The sequence below is a fragment of the Capnocytophaga sputigena genome, from assembly GCF_900446695.1.
Taxonomy (GTDB): Bacteria; Bacteroidota; Bacteroidia; order Flavobacteriales; family Flavobacteriaceae; genus Capnocytophaga; species Capnocytophaga sputigena.
Window position 1 is genome coordinate 474,003 of record NZ_UAVP01000007.1, and the last position, 16,853, is coordinate 490,855.

Consider the following 16,853-nt stretch of genomic DNA (forward strand, 5'->3'; position numbering starts at 1 on the left):
ACAATAAATGAAAAACAAGTACTACATACTCCCAATTCTTATAGGTTTAAGTTTGGCATTGGGGCTTATATTAGGTCGCCAGTTAGCGAACTTCTATATTCCCAAACCGCCTCCTCCCGTGCCTATGCCTATCACCGATATAGATACGGTACCAGAAAATCCTTATAAGGTAAAACTCGGCAAACTTATAGACTATATTGAGGAAGATTATGTGGATAAGGTAAATACCGATAGCATCGTCGATCTTACCATTAATAGTATTTTGCACAAGTTAGACCCTCATTCCACTTATATTTCCAAAAGTGATATTCAAGAGGTAGCCGAAACAATGAGTGGTAAATTTGTCGGTGTAGGCATTAGCTTCTATATGTATAATGATACCATTGCCGTCATCAAACCTGTTGAGGGGAGTGATGCAATGCACAAAGGTATCCGCTTTGGCGACCGTATTTTGATGGCAGGGCAAGATACGCTGTTTAAAAAACATTTAAACACCGATAAAATCAAAAATATCCTCAAAGGTGAAATGGAATCTAAAGTCGATTTGACAATCTACCGCAAAAGCAGCGATAGTATTTTCAAATTGTCTATAGAGCGTAAATTTATCCCTATTAGGAGTATAGATTGCTTCTACAAAGTCAATGACACACTGGGCTATATTCGTATGAATCGCTTTGCCGAAACCACTACCGATGAATTTACATCTGCTTTGAAAGCCTTAGAAAAAGAAGGTATTAACAGTTTGATTTTAGACTTGCGAAACAATTCAGGTGGATTCCTCAATGTAGGTATACAAATTGCCGATGAATTCCTGCATAAGAACAAGATGATTGTATTTACTAAAAACAATCGCAAAGAAATTGAAGAAACTTATGCTACTGATGGCGGTCTTTTTGAAGATAAACCTCTGTTCGTCTTAGTAAACGAAAATAGTGCCTCTGCCAGTGAGATTGTTGCAGGAGCTTTGCAAGATAACGATAGGGGAGTGATTGTAGGGCGTAGAACTTTTGGTAAAGGATTGGTACAAAGCGAAATGCCCTTACCCGATGGTTCAGCAGTACGCCTCACCACTGCTCGTTACTATACCCCTACAGGGCGCTCTATCCAAAAACCTTATAATTTGCGCCACCAGCGCCGAAGTTTTGAAATAGATGAGGCTTCTATCCCCGATTCACTGAAGTTTATCACTCCTAAAGGGAAAGTGGTATATGGTGGCGGTGGAATTTACCCCGATGTGTATGTCCCTATAGATATGAAACCCGAAACTTATATGGTGAACGAGGTGCTCAATTCGGGGCTTACCAATTTCTTTCTGTTTGAGTATTTAGATAAACACCCATCACAAAACAGACGACCCTCTAAAGCGTATTTCATCACCGATTATAAAATATCAAAAGAAATGCTGAAAGCCTTTGCCGCTTTCTTAAAAAATAGACGTATCCAAATAGATTTCAATAGAAATATCGGTGATATATCTAAACATCTCAAAGCGAGTTTAGCCGAAATTTGGTTCAACGACAATGTCGCGGGACTTATTCGTAATCAAAATGATTTTTATATAGAAAAATGTTTGTATTACTACAAAGCAAAACACGCAACCGTTTCTCCTCATAAAACAAAAACAAGGAGAAGAACTGCTAATCTATAAAAAGATTTTAAAATATATATGAGCAAGAATTTAACATCACGTAGTGAAGACTATTCTAAATGGTATAATGAATTGGTTGTAAAAGCCGATTTAGCCGAAAGTTCAGGCGTGCGTGGCTGTATGGTAATCAAACCTTACGGCTATGCTATTTGGGAAAAAATGCAAGCAGAGCTCGACCGTATGTTCAAAGAAACGGGGCATACCAATGCTTATTTTCCACTGTTTGTACCCAAAAGCTATTTTGAAGCAGAAGAAAAAAATGCTGAAGGTTTTGCTAAAGAATGTGCGGTAGTAACCCACTATCGTCTCAAAACCGACCCTAATGAAAAAGGTAAATTAATAGTAGACCCCGAAGCTAAATTAGAAGAAGAATTGATTGTGCGTCCTACTTCCGAGGCGATTATCTGGAGTACTTATAAAAACTGGATTCAGTCTTACCGTGATTTGCCAATACTCATCAACCAATGGGCAAATGTGGTACGTTGGGAGATGCGCACCCGCTTGTTTTTGCGCACTGCTGAGTTTTTATGGCAGGAAGGACACACCGCTCACGCTACTAAAGCCGAAGCTCTTGAAGAGGCTGAAAAAATGATGAATGTCTATGCTACTTTCGTAGAGAACTTTATGGCAGTGCCTGTAATTAAAGGATTGAAAACTGAAAGTGAGCGTTTTGCAGGTGCCGATGAAACATTTTGTATAGAAGCAATGATGCAAGATGGTAAAGCGCTACAAGCAGGAACCTCACACTTCTTAGGTCAGAATTTTGCCAAAGCCTTTGAAGTGAAATACGCTACTAAAGAGGGTAAACAAGAATACGTATGGGCGAGCTCTTGGGGTGTCTCAACCCGCTTGATGGGTGCCTTGATTATGACCCATAGTGATGACAACGGATTGGTATTGCCTCCTAAATTAGCTCCTATACAAGTAGTGATTGTACCTATATATAAAGGTGAAGAACAATTAGAAAAAGTGCGTACACACATTCAACCTTTGGTAGAAGAACTTAAAAAACGTGGTATTAGCGTGAAATTCGACGATCGTGATACGCAATCACCAGGATTTAAATTCCACGAGTACGAACTCAAAGGAGTGCCTGTTCGTTTAGCTGTAGGACAACGCGATATAGAAAATAATACTTTTGAGGTAGCTCGTCGCGATACCCTTACAAAAGAAACCGTAACAGGTGATCAAATTGTAGCACATATCCAGCAACTATTAGAGGATATACAAGCTAATATCTATAACAAAGCATTGGAGTACCGCAATACGCATATTACTGAGGTAAATAGCTATGACGAATTTAAAGAGTTACTCGAAACCAAAGGAGGTTTCCTTTCAGCTCATTGGGATGGTACTCCTGAAACAGAAGAACGCATCAAAGAGGAAACAAAAGCAACAATACGTTGTATTCCATTAGATGCCAAAGAAGAAGCCGGAGTATGCATTTATTCGGGTAAACCTTCTACTAAACGTGTACTATTTGCTAAGGCTTATTAATAAAATGTAAAAAAGTATCTCAAAGTGCATTTGTAAAGTGCTGTTTTTCAAATGTTTTATAAAATTAGTATATTTTTTTTACATTTTATTTGGTAGGTATAAAAGAATGACTTATTTTTGCCTTATAAATTTTAACTAAAAACATTTATACGATGAAAAAAATCATTTTATCATTAGCAGCAGTATTTGCTTTTGGTGCTGCTTCAGCTCAAGAATTAGTTTCTTCAAAAGGTGAAGAATATCTACCTAAACAAGGAGATTGGTCAATTGGTTTTAACGTTGGAAACGCTCTAACTTACTTAGGTCAAGCTTTCAATGGAACAACTTCTAACCCAGGAGACAATCTTTTCAGAGAAAATGCTAACATTTTGAATTTTCAAACAGGAGCCTTTTCTCAAACAACAAATGTTAATTCTATTTCAATTGTAGGGAAGAGATTTATTGAAGATAACAAAGCTATGCGTTATATAGCAAGTTTCAATTTTGGTGTTGAGAAAACAAAGGATGTTGATGCTACTAGCAACTTTGGACTAACAGTAGGTCTTGGTAAAGAGTGGAGAAAAGGAATTACTCGTTTGCAAGGTTACTATGGGGCAGATGTGTTAGTTGGTTTTGTTGCTCCTGCTAAAAAACAATTTGGCTTTGGTGTAGGTGCACAAGCTTTTGGTGGAGTTGAATACTTCATCTTCCCTAAAGTAGCTCTTGGTGCTCAATACACTTATGGAGTAGCTCTTATTTATACAAGTGACGGAAATAAAGAAACTAATACTTTTGGTTTCAATATCGGAAGTAAACAAGGGCTAGGTATTGTATCTGCAACTCTTAACGCTTACTTTTAATAGGTAGTTTATAAAAATATAAAATAGGCTTCTTGATAAAACAAGAAGCCTATTTTATTTTTACTTTTATAAATACAACTTGTGATTATTTTTTGTATATTTGTAGCCAAGAAAGAAAGATATAATAATATGAAAGCAAAAGTTTTATGGCTGTTATTGGTCAATGTTACTTTGGCTACAGCACAGGTACAAGTAATTCCTGCTCAACTCTATCAAAAAGTAGTAGAGCGAGGTTATGAAACACAAGAAGTAGTAACGCGTCTTGCTAATTACTACTACACTAATCACAACGAGACTCAAGCACTCAAATACTATCAAAAACTTATAAAAGGTATAGGTTATCAGTTAGATCCTATAGAACACTATCGCTATGCAGTGCTATTGCAAAAGGTAGGCAAAAAGAGTGAAGCTAAAAGGCAAATGAGTGTTTTTGATGATAAAATGCAATTGCTTTTTACTAAACATCCCAATACTACTCCTAATGATTTAATGGGATTAGTTACAGATGCCGAGAAAGGTACAGTTGTAGCTGGAGCCCAAGTATTTTTGATAAATGCGGCAGGTGAAACCCTTACCGATACTAGTGATATAAATGGTTTTTTTGTATTTTCGGTTAATAAAATATATCCTAACTTCCAAGACGCTTATATCGAAATCCAAAAGAATAATTATGAGCTGATGAGTCAGCCTATTTCTTTAACTACAGCACAACAGAAAATATATTCTTTATTTCCTAATGTTTTTGAAGTAAACAAAGGAGATAATTTGGCTAATATATTTAATATCGATAATATTTATTTTGATTTTGGACATACCAATATTCGCAAAGATGCTTCAGTACAATTAGCTAAAATAGTTGCCTTTCTAGAAGATAATCCTACCTTAAAAATTATCGTAAAAGTACATACTGATAGTAGAGGAAACGATAAATATAACAGAGAACTTACTGAAACACAAGCAAAATCTATTGAGCAATGGCTCATCAAACGAGGTATCGCTTCTCACCGTATTATTGCTAAAGGCTATGGGGCTACTCAGTTAGTAAATGGTTGTGAAAAAGGAGTGCCTTGTACTGAAGAAGAACATCAGGCAAATAAACGTGTAGAGTTTATTGTTGACTAAAACTTGATATGTTAAATATTAATAAAAAAGATTTAATTTTTATTGTTGTTTTGTTAAAATAAAATTCCTATATTTGCACCGTATTTACTAAATGATACGAGAAAATGTGTAGGAAAGTACAAATATTCATTAGCAGTCTTCTGTTTTTCTTTTCAATAAGTACGGCTATTAGTCAAAATATTATCAATTGGATTAATGTAGATCCTGCTGTTCATATTGCTTTAACAAATTTTGAAGCTCCTTTAGCAATTGAAGTAAAAATTCCTAAAGGTGAGACTTCTGTAAACTTAAAAGTTTTTTTTCCTGAAGGAATAAACTATTCTAGAATTGAAGTGCCTCAACAAGAAGGAACACTTGTTAAGGTCGAAAAAACAACTGATTCTACAATCAATCAGCCTATTTTTATAGTCACTGCTAAGCCTGAAAGTGTTGTAAATTTTTTAGTTTATAGAAAATTTAGCAAATGTGTAAAGGCAAATGTGAATTATAACGATATAGTAGAAGCTATGATTGGAGGCAAAACAATTGAAAAATCTACTTCTGTGCCTTATCAATTTAGATTTCCCAAATTATCAATAGTAACAGAACCTATAGAAGTAGGAAAAAAGGGAGAAAACAGAAGAGGTTTTAGTGTTAAAAACTTAGGGGAAGGTGCTATAAAGGAATTTTATCTTTCTGTACAATATCCTGATAATATAAAAAATAAAGCTCTTTACTATAAGAAAAATGGGGAAGATCATCTCCTTGTTCCTGAAAGTACAGTTCCTAAAGGACTTGCTAACAAAGGACGGTATTTTTATAAAGTAAACGCAGGTGTGCTGAAAAAAGAAAGCGTTATAGGAGTTTCTTTTTCTGAAATATATGAGATAACCAATTGTTTTTCAGTTATACCTATACAATATCAAGTTTATTGGGGAAGTGATTTAACAACGGAAGGTTTATTTGAAGCCTCTAAAATTACTGAAAAAATAGTTTCCAACTATACTGTTTCAAACTTATTGTCCTATCAAGAAGGTAAAATAAGGGGTGAAACTACAGATGAAGTGCTCTATAAAGGGAAAATTAGAATAAATACAATTGATAAAACAATCCAAACGGGTGAAAAATCATATTTTAAAGTACAATTACCAGTAGGAATTACACCTGTATTCTCATTGGGAGATTTAAAAAGTGTAGTGCCGTTATCCCAAAATGTCACAGAATATACATTCTTATTGCCCCAAGGGAAAAAGAAAGAAGATTCTTTTGATTATACTTTAAAATTACAAACCAATAAAAAACTGACGTTTGTGCCTTCTTCAAAAATGGTATATTATACCACAGAAGAAAGCGGTAGAGAAACTTGTACGGCTACTCCTCTCTATACCTCAATCAAAAAAGAAATAACTATCCCTATAGAGGAAACACTTTTACATCCTATAAAACTACAAACTACCGATGATACTTTTAGCCACACCACTACCACCCAAACGATCGTCTTAGGTAATATCCTCACTAATGACAGCTATAACTCTCAATCGGTAACGACTGCAAGTGTTACCATTAGTACAACCACCACGTTGACAAATACCCCTTACATCAAGAATGCTACTGGTGAAGTGTCCTTACCTGCCCATACGCCAGCAGGCACTTATACAATAACTTACAGTCTTTGTGCCAAAACAGCCCCTTATAATTGCAGTGGAGTTGCTACCGTTACGGTAATTGTTAGCCCATCTCCTATAAAATTACGAACTACTGACGATACTTTCAGGCATACCACTACCACCCAAACCATTGTCTTAGGTAATGTCCTCACCAATGACAGCTACAACACTCAATCAGTAACGACGGCAAGTGTTACCATTAGCACAACCACTACATTGACAAATATCCCTTACATCGCTACACAAATTGGTGAAGTCTTCTTACCTGCTCACACTCCTGCAGGCACTTATACGTTAAGTTATTCTCTTTGCGCTAAAACAGCCCCTTATAATTGCAGTGAGGTTGCTACCGTTACAGTAAAGGTCACCCCTTCACCTATAAATTTACAAACTACCGATGATATTTTCAGCCATACCACTACCACCCAAACGATTGTCTTAGGCAATATTCTCACCAACGATAGCTACAACACTCAATCAGTAACGACGGCAAGTGTTACCATTAGCACAACCACTATATTGACAAATGTCCCTTACATTGCTACCTCTACCGGTGAAGTGCTCTTACCAGCCCATACCCCAGCAGGCACTTATACACTAACTTACAGTCTTTGTGCCAAAACAGCCCCTTATAATTGCAGTGGAGTAGCTACCGTTACAATAATCGTCAGCTCTTCTCCTATAAAATTACAAACTACTGATGATACTTTCAATCATACCACTACCACCCAAACGATTGTCTTAGGCAATATCCTCACCAACGATAGCTACAAGACTCAATCAGTAACGACGGCAAGTGTTACCATTAGCACAACCACCGCGTTGACAAATGTCCCTTACATCGCTACACAAACTGGAGAAGTCTTCTTGCCAGCTCATACCCCTGCAGGGACTTATACACTAACTTACAGACTCTGTGCTAAATCTACCCCTTATAATTGCAGTGGAGTTGCTACCGTTACGGTAATTGTTAGCCCTTCTCCTATAAAACTACAAACTACCGATGATACATTCAGTCATACCACTGCCACCCAAACTATCGTCTTAGGCAATATCCTCACCAATGATAGTTACAACACTCAATCAGTAATGACGGCAAGTGTTACCATTAACACAACCACCGCATTGACAAATGTCCCTTACATCGAGATAGCTACGGGTGAAGTCTTCCTTCCTGCCCATACGCCAGCAGGCACTTATACACTAACTTACAGTCTTTGCGCTAAATCTGCACCTTATAATTGCAGTGGAGTTACTACGGTTACAGTAAAGGTTAGCAAACCTCTTGTGATTGCCCGTGATGATACTTATACTGTTACTATAGGAACAACCTCTATTACTGAAAGTATATATAGCAATGATAGCATAGGAGAACAAACTCCTAACGCTTATTCGGTTAATTTTCAAGCCATAGGAGGTAGTAAAGATAATGATAACTTCTATGTTTTATCTGTTAATTTAGCAGGAAATATACTCATTCCTCAAGGTATCCCTACCGGTACTTATACCCTGCAATATCGCATTTGTGATATAAAGGATACTCATAATTGTGCTACTGCTACTATTACAGTGATTGTTACGGAAATTCCAATAGCTCCTATTGTCGCTCGTGATGATACTTATACCATTACCATAGGGACGACTACGATTACCGAAAGTATATACAGCAATGATAGCATAGGAGAGCAAACTCCTAATGCTTCTTTGGTTAATTTTCAAGTGATAGGAGGTAGTAAAGATAGTGATAATTTCTATCTTTTATCTGTTAATTTAGCGGGAAATGTACTTATTCCTCAAGGCACACCCATAGGTACTTATACTTTGGAATATCGTATTTGTGATATTTATCACCAGTCTAATTGTGATACGGCTATAGTGAAAGTATCAATTACCTCTCCTCCTGTACCTCCTTCTTCACTTGTGGTAACTCCTGATGAATTTACTTATACGGGGAATTCTATTGTTGGGAATATACTTGCTAACGATACAATCGATGATAATCCTATAGAATTTCCAAATGATGATATTAATATTGAAGCAGAAGAACCTACGGATACAGCTCCTTACATAGAAACCTCTACTGGAAATGTGATAGTACCTACTCATACCCCAGCAGGCACTTATACCCTCAACTACGAGTTGTGTATAGAGAATCTAACTATTTGTGATGCCACAACAGTGGAAGTAATAGTGCCTGATAACCCAACACCTCCTTCCCCTCCTAAACCTCAAGAAGATGAAAAGGCAAGCCCTACAAATGTACTGATAACCTATAACGCAATTTCTCTCAATGATGATAATAAAAACGATTATTTCCATATAGAAGGTATAGAAAAATATCCTGATAATATAGTGCGTATTTATAATAAAGAAGGACTAAAAGTGTTTGATGTTGTAGGCTATGATAATAAAAACCAATCATTTAAAGGTTTTACACAAGGAAAAGTAGCTGTAAAAGAATCTTTGGAATTATCCTCAGGCACTTACTTCTATTTTATAGAATACACCGATGAAAACCATCAACTACAGAGAAAAATAGGTTGGTTATATTTGAGAAAATAAACTATAAGTGAAAATATTTTTTACAAGAAGCTGTATTATTTATAAAAAAGATGTACCTTTGCCCGATTTTATATCAAAAATAACTAAGATAAATAAGTATAGAAAGTTTAATAAAATGATAAAAAAAGTACTTTTTTCAGCACTAACAATGTTATTTTGCAGTGAGATTTTTGCACAACAAGAGTCTCAATACACACAGTATATGTATAATACTATGCTGTTTAACCCTGCTTACACAGGGTCTCGAGAGGTAGGAAGCCTCTTTGGAATGTTCCGTACCCAATGGGTGGGTATCAGTGGTGCACCTACTAATGGAAGCATCAGTTATCACCAGCCTATGGAGAGTTTGCGCAATGTAGGTTTAGGAGGAAGTATCTTCCGTGAAAGTATAGGACCTCAAAACCAAACAGATTTAACAATCGATGTGTCATACACGTTAAACTTCGAAAATTCTAAATTGGCATTCGGTATCAATGGTTCAGCAAGTTTGTTTCAAATAGACTACAACAAGTTGGATGTAAAAGATAAAACCGATCAAAGCCTTTCAGGGAGTGAAAGTGTATTTTCTCCTAATATAGGAGCAGGCTTGTATTGGTATACTGATAAATACTACATTGGTTTTTCAGTGCCTAATATGCTCGAAACTACTCACTACAACAAAAGTTCAGTGTCAGTGCTTAAAAATGCACAACACTTGTACTTGATAGGAGGTTATGTGTTTGATTTATCCGAAAATACAAAGTTCAAACCAGCAGTACTTTCTAAAGTATCGTTTGGAGCACCTTTGCAATTAGACTTTTCAGCAAACTTTATGTTCAACGAGAAGTTTGTGTTAGGAGCCGCTTATCGTTGGTCGGCTGCGGTGAGTTTAATGGCAGGATTCCAAATCAACGATCGCTGGTTTGCGGGTTATGGCTACGATTTTGAAACTACTGAGTTGCGCAAATATAATTCAGGTTCACACGAAATCTTCTTGCGTTACGAATTGGTGAAAACCTACAAAAAAATCGTATCACCTCGATTCTTCTAATCTTGTAATGCTTTAAAAATTAGATAATAAAAAGAAATCTATTGAATTCTATGAAAAAACTTTTTTTAGCTATAACATTGGCGATTTTGCAGTTAGGCTATGCTCAAAGCGATAAAGAAGCATTGAAGAAAGCAGCGCAATACTACAAGAATTTAGATTATGTACAAGCTATTAATGCTTATGAAAGTATTGCAAAGAGAGGAATAGAACCTCAAGAGCTTTTAGAAAATCTTGGCAATGCTTATTACTACAATGCCGATTATCAACAAGCTAATAAGTGGTATGCCAAACTTTTTGAAGGCAAAGATGCTAAAACTAACAAGCCTTTCAATATCAAACCAGAATATTACTACCGTTATGCACAAACACTCAAAACAGTAGGTGACTATGATAATTCTGATAAGATAATGGATAAGTTTGTAGAGTTGGTAGGCAAACAAGATACTCGTGCAGCTCTTTTCCTCAAAAATAGAGATTATCAAGCAGAGATTAAACGCAATTCGGATAGGTTAGAGCTGAATTTGTTAAAAATCAACACTAAAAAATCTGAATATGGTACAGCTTTCTACGGTGATAATATCGTATATGCTACTTCTAAAAGCGGATTCCTCAAACGCCGTTCCGATTGGACAGGGGATAATTTCTATAGTCTTTATGAAGCCAATACCGATAGCTTAAAAGCTACTAAAAAAGCTAAATTAAACGGTATCAATACCAAATTCAATGAATCGACAGCTGCTTTTACGAAAGATGGCAATACAATGTATTTCACTCGTAATAACTTCATCAACAACGAAGTGAAGACTAATGGAGACCAAACCGTACTCCTCAAAATCTTTAAAGCAACTAAAGATAAACACGGCAAATGGGGTGATGTGCAAGAAATGCCTTTCAATAGCAATATCCACAGCGTGGCACATCCTGCTCTCAGTCCCGATGGTAAGTATATCTACTTTTCATCGGATATGAAAGGTACTTTAGGCTCATCAGATATCTATCGTGCTAAAATCCTCAAAAGTGGTTATGGCAAACCCGAAAACTTAGGCGATCGCATCAATACTTCAGGGCGCGAGTCTTTCCCTTTTATCTCAGATGATAATGTGCTTTATTATTCATCAGATGGTTTCCCTGGTTTGGGTGGTTTGGATATCTATGCAGTGAAATTAGATGAAGAAGGCAACCCTATTACTAAACCTGTAAATATAGGTCGTCCCGCTAATAGTGCCGAAGATGATTTTTGTTATGTCATTAATAGTCAAACTAAAATAGGTTATCTTACTTCTAATCGTCCCGAAGGAAAAGGAAGTGATGATATTTATAGTTTCTACGAGCATACTCCATTGCATTTCACTTGTCAGTATAGCTTATCAGGAGTAGTAAAAGATGCAGATACTAAGCAAATTATACCAATGGCAAAGGTAACACTTTGGGGAGCTAATAATACTCTGTTAGAAGAAACTACAGCCGATGCCAATGGTAATTTCGCTCTTCTCTACAATGCCGATTGTGGTGATTTACAATTGCTTCTCAAATCGGAAAAAGAAGCATACAAATCGGGGCAACAATCAATAGCTCTCAATGGCAATCAGAAAGTAACAGCCGAAGTGTTGCTTACTCCAATTCCAGCAACGCCTAAAATAGCTGTGGGTACTGATTTAGCTAAAGTGTTGAAGATAGAAAACATCTATTTTGACTATGATAAAGCTAATATTCGCAAAGATGCTGCAGAGCAATTGGCTAAAATCGTAGCTATAATGAAAGAATACCCTACAATGAAAGTGGATGTACGTTTGCATACTGATAGTCGTGGTTCTGATAAGTACAATTTAGCACTTTCTGAGCGCCGTGCTAAATCTACTATCAAATGGATTGTAAGTCATGGTATTAAGAAAAACAGAATTACAGGTAAAGGCTATGGTGAAACGCAATTGGTAAATGGTTGCTCTAATGGCGTACCTTGTACCGAAGAGGAACACCAAGCTAACCGCCGAAGTGAGTTTATCATCGTACAATTCTGATTGTTCATATCAATATTTTTACTTTGCCAAAGGTTGTAACACATTACTACAACCTTTGGCAAAGTTTTTAATTTTATAACCTATTCAAATTCAGTGTTTAGAAAAATATTTTTACAAATTGTTTCAAAAATATTTGGCAGTTACAACTATTAGTATTTACTTTGCAGCACAAAGTGCTTCACTATGGAAGAAAATAAATATTTAGAGGATCTACGTGAAATACGCCAAATGATGCGTAAATCTACCCTTTTTCTTTCGCTTAGCGGACTTTCGGGGGTATTGGCAGGTGTGTATGCTCTTATGGGAGCAGCAGGAGTGTATGTATTATTGCAACACCATTATAACTATTATCCGTATGTGTATATCGAAAGCAAAACCTTTAAAGCTATTATAGCTATTGCTTTAGCAGTGCTTGTAGCTTCTATTCTCACAGCTTATTTGTTTTCAGTGCGCAAAGCCAAACGCAATGGCGAAACTTTAGTAACACCTACTGCTAAAAGAGCATTGTATAACTTTATGATTCCACTACTCACGGGAGGCTTGCTCAGTGTCTTGCTTATCAAAAATGAGTACTACGGACTGTTAGCTCCTATGACGCTTATTTTCTACGGTTTGGCGTGTGTGAACGTGAGTAAATACACCTTTGGTGATGTGCATTATCTCGGTATTACCGAAATTATTTTAGGCTTATTAGCTGTATATTTTCCTGGTTACGGACTCTTGTTCTGGACATTAGGTTTTGGCGTATGCCATATTCTCTATGGAGGCATTATGCACTTCAAATATGAACGAAAATAATAAATGATGACTGAAATCTTAAAACGCTATATCGATGCTTCTAATGCTTTTCGCAAAGCAGGAGGTTCTCACGAGGGAGCTATCGCATTGTACGATTTGTTGTACGATTTGCAAGCTAAAACCCAGTGCACTAAAGAGGAAGAGCGTATCCTCGCTGATACTTATACCTTATTAGAATACCACCTTTCGGCTTATGAGACTTTCTTGCGCATTGCCGATACTACTAATTATAAGGAGAAAAGCAAACTATTAGTTTTGGAAGATAAAGCCAAAACGCATAAAAATACTTTTTGTATCAAGGATGTTCGCAAATTGAAAGCAAAGAAAAAGCAGACTGCCTTTAAAACAAGTGACTTTGAGAAAGTAGAAGATTTAGAGTCAGAATGTGAGTATGTGCTCTCAACGAAAAAAGTAGTGATTTTTAACAAAGAGGTGGCAGGAGAGGATTTTTCATTCTTTATAAACAAAGAAACTTCCTTAGAAAATTGCTTGCATAGTATAAATGAATATTTAGAATGGCTTTCGGATGCTAAAGCGACACTCATTAATTACTACAATGAGCATTGTGCTGAATATACACCTCAAGCTGATGACAATTGGTACAACACTTTAGAGGTATATAGCGGTAGTATATGGGTAGGTGGTAAAGAGGTTTCGGCACATATCTCGGCAGGAGATATTTTTACCTCTGACCATTCGTTAGAAATAGATTTTAACGACAAAGAAATTACTGATATAGGTTGGGACGGATAGAACAAAATATTATGAAAGCAAAAATTTTTATCACAACACTATTTTTCCTTATTGGAGCAACAGTTTTAAAAGCCCAAAATGAAAGTAGTGATACACAAAAGGCTATCGCTACTTTGAAGGAGTTTTACAAAGTAATATATGATGATAATTCATGGAAAGAAGAGCAATTTTTAAAATATGTATCTAAGGAATTGTTCAATAAAGTATTTCCTCCCTCTCGCGAAGATAATTCACCAGAATATGACCCTTTTATACAAGCACAAGACTATGAAGCAAAAACTCTTAATCGCAGTTTGAAAATTACCTCTTTAGGTAATGATAGATATAGAGTATGTTTTTTGCTTTCTGACTGGGAAAAGAAGAAAACTTGCGTAGATTATCAATTGAAGAAAAATAACAAAGGGAAATATATGATTACTAATATTTTAAGTGATAAGAATTTCTATATAGAACCCAAAAAGAAAAAGAATTAAAAGACCCCTTGCTGGTTTTATTACCTAAATACCTATTATCTAATTTTGAAGTCTCTTTTAGCACATATCAATAAGGCTTTTGACCACCGCATTCGCTTAGCGATTATGTCGGTGTTGATGGTCAATGACAGTGCCGACTTTAATACTCTAAAAGAACTCTTAGGGGTAACCGACGGCAATCTGGCAAGCCATACCCGTGCCTTGGAAGCTGAAGAGTATATCACTATTGAAAAATCGTTTATAGGGCGCAAAACTAATACGAGTTATAAAGTAACTGAAAAGGGTCGCGAGGCTTTCCAAGAACATTTAAATGCACTCGAGAAGATTATTGGGAAATTAGCAGATTAGGAAATTTGCCAATTTGCCCCCGAACCCCCGAAGGAGGACGATCCGTAAAGGAGTAACATTATCTCCTTTCTTTTTTATATACGCACTTTGAATTACAAAGCGCTTTAGTGTTAATTGTTAATTATTAATTATAAATTTTAAATATTATGTATCCAGAAAAACCATCAACAACATCTAATGTATGGCAATCAAACACTTTTCGTTTGATGCTTATTGGGGCACTTACTTTGGTATTGCTCATTCCGCTCTTATTAGTGCAAAACTTAGTGAGAGAACGCAAAGAACGTCAGCAGGAGGTTATCAATGAGATTGATAGCAAGTGGGGGCGTGAGGTCTTTTTCTATGGACCTATTCTCAAAATCCCTTATAAGGTGTATAGCGACAAGAACAAAAATGTTTTTGAAACTCAATATGCTTATTTCTTCCCCGAGGAATTGAAAAATACTTCAAATGTAAAAACTGAAGTGAAGAAACGCAATAACTATGAGTCGGTGGTGTTTAATGCAACTATGGATTTTACAGGTAGTTATGTAGCTCCTAACTTTACAACTAAAGGAATTGCTAATGAGGATATCAGTTGGGATAAGGCTACAATTCTCATCCGCACTACTAACCTTGCAAGTATTAAAAACGGAGTAAGCATTCAATTAGGGGGTAAGACTTACGCTTTTGAACCTATCTATGAGCAAAGTGATAACGAGAATTATTACTCTGACTATGAGAGTAAAGCTAATGAGGTGTCCTCACTTGAAACAGGTTTTATCAACTATCAGGAGTTTTTAGCAAATCCATCGTTTAGTTTTACGGTGCAGTACGATGGTAGCAAGAAGATAGCTATTGTACCTATCGGGAAGACGACAGAGGGCACACTTACCTCCAATTGGGCTGACCCCAGCTTTACTGGTGGCTTTTTGCCTTATACCAAACAGATAAATACTAATGGGTTTAACGCTTCGTGGAAGGTGTTGCACATCAATCGTCCGTTTGCACAACAATCGTTTGGAAGTTTGCCAAGCATTGCGCAATACACTTATGATGTAGATTTTATCATTCCTGTAGACCAATATCAACAGAATGAACGCGCTACTAAATACGGTTATTTGGTTATCTTTCTCACTTTCTTGATATTCTTCTTGATACAAAGTATCAGCAAGATAAAGATTCATATCTTTCAATATTCAATGATAGGTTTATCCCTTATCTTGTTCTATACCTTACTTATTTCTATTACTGAACACAGTAGTTTCTCGTTTGCTTACTTTATATCATCGGTAATGACTGTAGGACTTATCAGTTTGTATTCGGTTTCTATACTGAAAAATAAGAAGTTCCCTACTTTTATAGGGCTTTCATTAGCGGCACTCTACGGCTTTATCTATGTGATTATTCAGCTTGAAAACTATGCTTTATTAGTGGGTAGTATTGGCTTGTTCACCATTTTAGCAATCGTGATGTACGTATCGCGAAAAGTAGAATGGGAAAGTAGGGGGTAGGTAAGAGATAAAAGATAAGAAGTAAGAAAGACTTTGCCAAGAGTTGTAGCAATAAAGGCTATGACTTTTGGCAAAGTTTTAAATGTTTTGTAAAATACTATCTCACAGTAATAGAGTTTAAAAAGCTATTCATCTCGGTAGTAGCTTTGGAGCTGTTGTTCATTGCTATACATTCTACCGACACTACTTTAGCACGGACAAAAAGCACTATACTACTGCGCTGGGTAACCTCACCCGTAGCAGGATTGACCGCTGAATAGTTTATTTTTCTACCATAGTGAGCTCCTTTTTTGATAGGGCTTATCTGTGCAGTATTGCCCGAGGAAGCCATCACCCCTTGAGTATAGTTGTTGAGAAAACTATCCGCTACCTCTTTTTTTTGAGTTTCTGAAAAGTTTCTTTCAGCAACTAAGTACTGAGAGCGTTGTGGTAGGTCTACACTCTGCACCATACACACCGCGTTGTCTGTTTGTGCGATATACTGTCGTGCCCCCTGTGCCACACTGTACTGCGGATTTTTAGGGAAGGTTACCCAAATACCATTTTCTACTTCTTTTCTTACTTGTGAAAAGAGAGATAAGGAGGTGAATAGGGTAATGATAAGAAGAATGTTTTTCATAGATGTA

At 36.3% G+C, this 16,853-nt stretch carries 13 protein-coding genes; 12 read left to right on the forward strand and 1 reads right to left on the reverse strand.

Annotation, left to right across the window (positions count from 1 at the left end):
• Nucleotides 1-7 precede the first annotated feature (7 nt).
• The 12 genes from DR017_RS06080 to creD all read left to right on the forward strand — a co-directional run bounded on the left by DR017_RS06080 (nucleotide 8) and on the right by creD (nucleotide 16,227).
• Complete coding sequence (locus DR017_RS06080) at nucleotides 8-1,648, forward strand: S41 family peptidase (protein WP_002677585.1); 1,641 nt, start codon at nucleotides 8-10, stop codon at nucleotides 1,646-1,648.
• An 18-nt stretch (nucleotides 1,649-1,666) separates the two neighbouring features.
• Complete coding sequence (proS, locus tag DR017_RS06085; RefSeq protein WP_002677490.1) at nucleotides 1,667-3,145, forward strand: proline--tRNA ligase; 1,479 nt, start codon at nucleotides 1,667-1,669, stop codon at nucleotides 3,143-3,145.
• A gap of 152 nt (nucleotides 3,146-3,297) precedes the next feature.
• On the forward strand, nucleotides 3,298-3,984 hold the full coding sequence (locus tag DR017_RS06090; protein WP_002677441.1) for a hypothetical protein: 687 nt from the start codon (nucleotides 3,298-3,300) through the stop codon (nucleotides 3,982-3,984).
• 129 nt (nucleotides 3,985-4,113) lie between these two features.
• Entirely contained in the window at nucleotides 4,114-5,106 is a 993-nt protein-coding gene (locus tag DR017_RS06095) for an OmpA family protein (RefSeq protein WP_002677388.1), read from the forward strand.
• 104 nt (nucleotides 5,107-5,210) lie between these two features.
• Nucleotides 5,211-9,314: a T9SS type B sorting domain-containing protein gene (locus DR017_RS06100; RefSeq protein ID WP_002677512.1), complete on the forward strand. Its 4,104-nt coding sequence runs from the start codon at nucleotides 5,211-5,213 to the stop codon at nucleotides 9,312-9,314.
• 115 nt (nucleotides 9,315-9,429) lie between these two features.
• Nucleotides 9,430-10,344 (forward strand): PorP/SprF family type IX secretion system membrane protein, encoded by a 915-nt coding sequence (locus DR017_RS06105; protein WP_095909140.1) that lies wholly within the window; start codon nucleotides 9,430-9,432, stop codon nucleotides 10,342-10,344.
• 50 nt (nucleotides 10,345-10,394) lie between these two features.
• Nucleotides 10,395-12,362 carry an OmpA family protein gene (locus DR017_RS06110; RefSeq protein ID WP_040361753.1) on the forward strand — a complete coding sequence of 656 codons (1,968 nt, stop codon included), beginning with the start codon at nucleotides 10,395-10,397 and terminating at the stop codon, nucleotides 12,360-12,362.
• 183 nt (nucleotides 12,363-12,545) lie between these two features.
• Nucleotides 12,546-13,160 carry a hypothetical protein gene (locus tag DR017_RS06115; RefSeq protein ID WP_002681439.1) on the forward strand — a complete coding sequence of 205 codons (615 nt, stop codon included), beginning with the start codon at nucleotides 12,546-12,548 and terminating at the stop codon, nucleotides 13,158-13,160.
• A 6-nt stretch (nucleotides 13,161-13,166) separates the two neighbouring features.
• On the forward strand, nucleotides 13,167-13,913 hold the full coding sequence (locus DR017_RS06120) for a hypothetical protein (RefSeq protein ID WP_002681478.1): 747 nt from the start codon (nucleotides 13,167-13,169) through the stop codon (nucleotides 13,911-13,913).
• An 11-nt stretch (nucleotides 13,914-13,924) separates the two neighbouring features.
• Entirely contained in the window at nucleotides 13,925-14,386 is a 462-nt protein-coding gene (locus DR017_RS06125) for a hypothetical protein (protein ID WP_002681491.1), read from the forward strand.
• Nucleotides 14,387-14,431: 45 nt separating this feature from the next.
• The gene (locus tag DR017_RS06130) at nucleotides 14,432-14,734 is read left to right on the forward strand and encodes a winged helix-turn-helix domain-containing protein (RefSeq protein ID WP_002681450.1); all 303 of its coding nucleotides are present in this window, start codon (nucleotides 14,432-14,434) and stop codon (nucleotides 14,732-14,734) included.
• A 146-nt stretch (nucleotides 14,735-14,880) separates the two neighbouring features.
• Nucleotides 14,881-16,227 (forward strand): cell envelope integrity protein CreD, encoded by a 1,347-nt coding sequence (creD, locus tag DR017_RS06135; RefSeq protein WP_002681489.1) that lies wholly within the window; start codon nucleotides 14,881-14,883, stop codon nucleotides 16,225-16,227.
• Nucleotides 16,228-16,324: 97 nt separating this feature from the next.
• Here the strand turns inward: creD and DR017_RS06140 are convergent, their stop codons facing one another.
• Complete coding sequence (locus DR017_RS06140) at nucleotides 16,325-16,846, reverse strand: hypothetical protein (protein WP_002681457.1); 522 nt, start codon at nucleotides 16,844-16,846, stop codon at nucleotides 16,325-16,327.
• Between the last annotated feature and the right edge of the window lie 7 nt (nucleotides 16,847-16,853).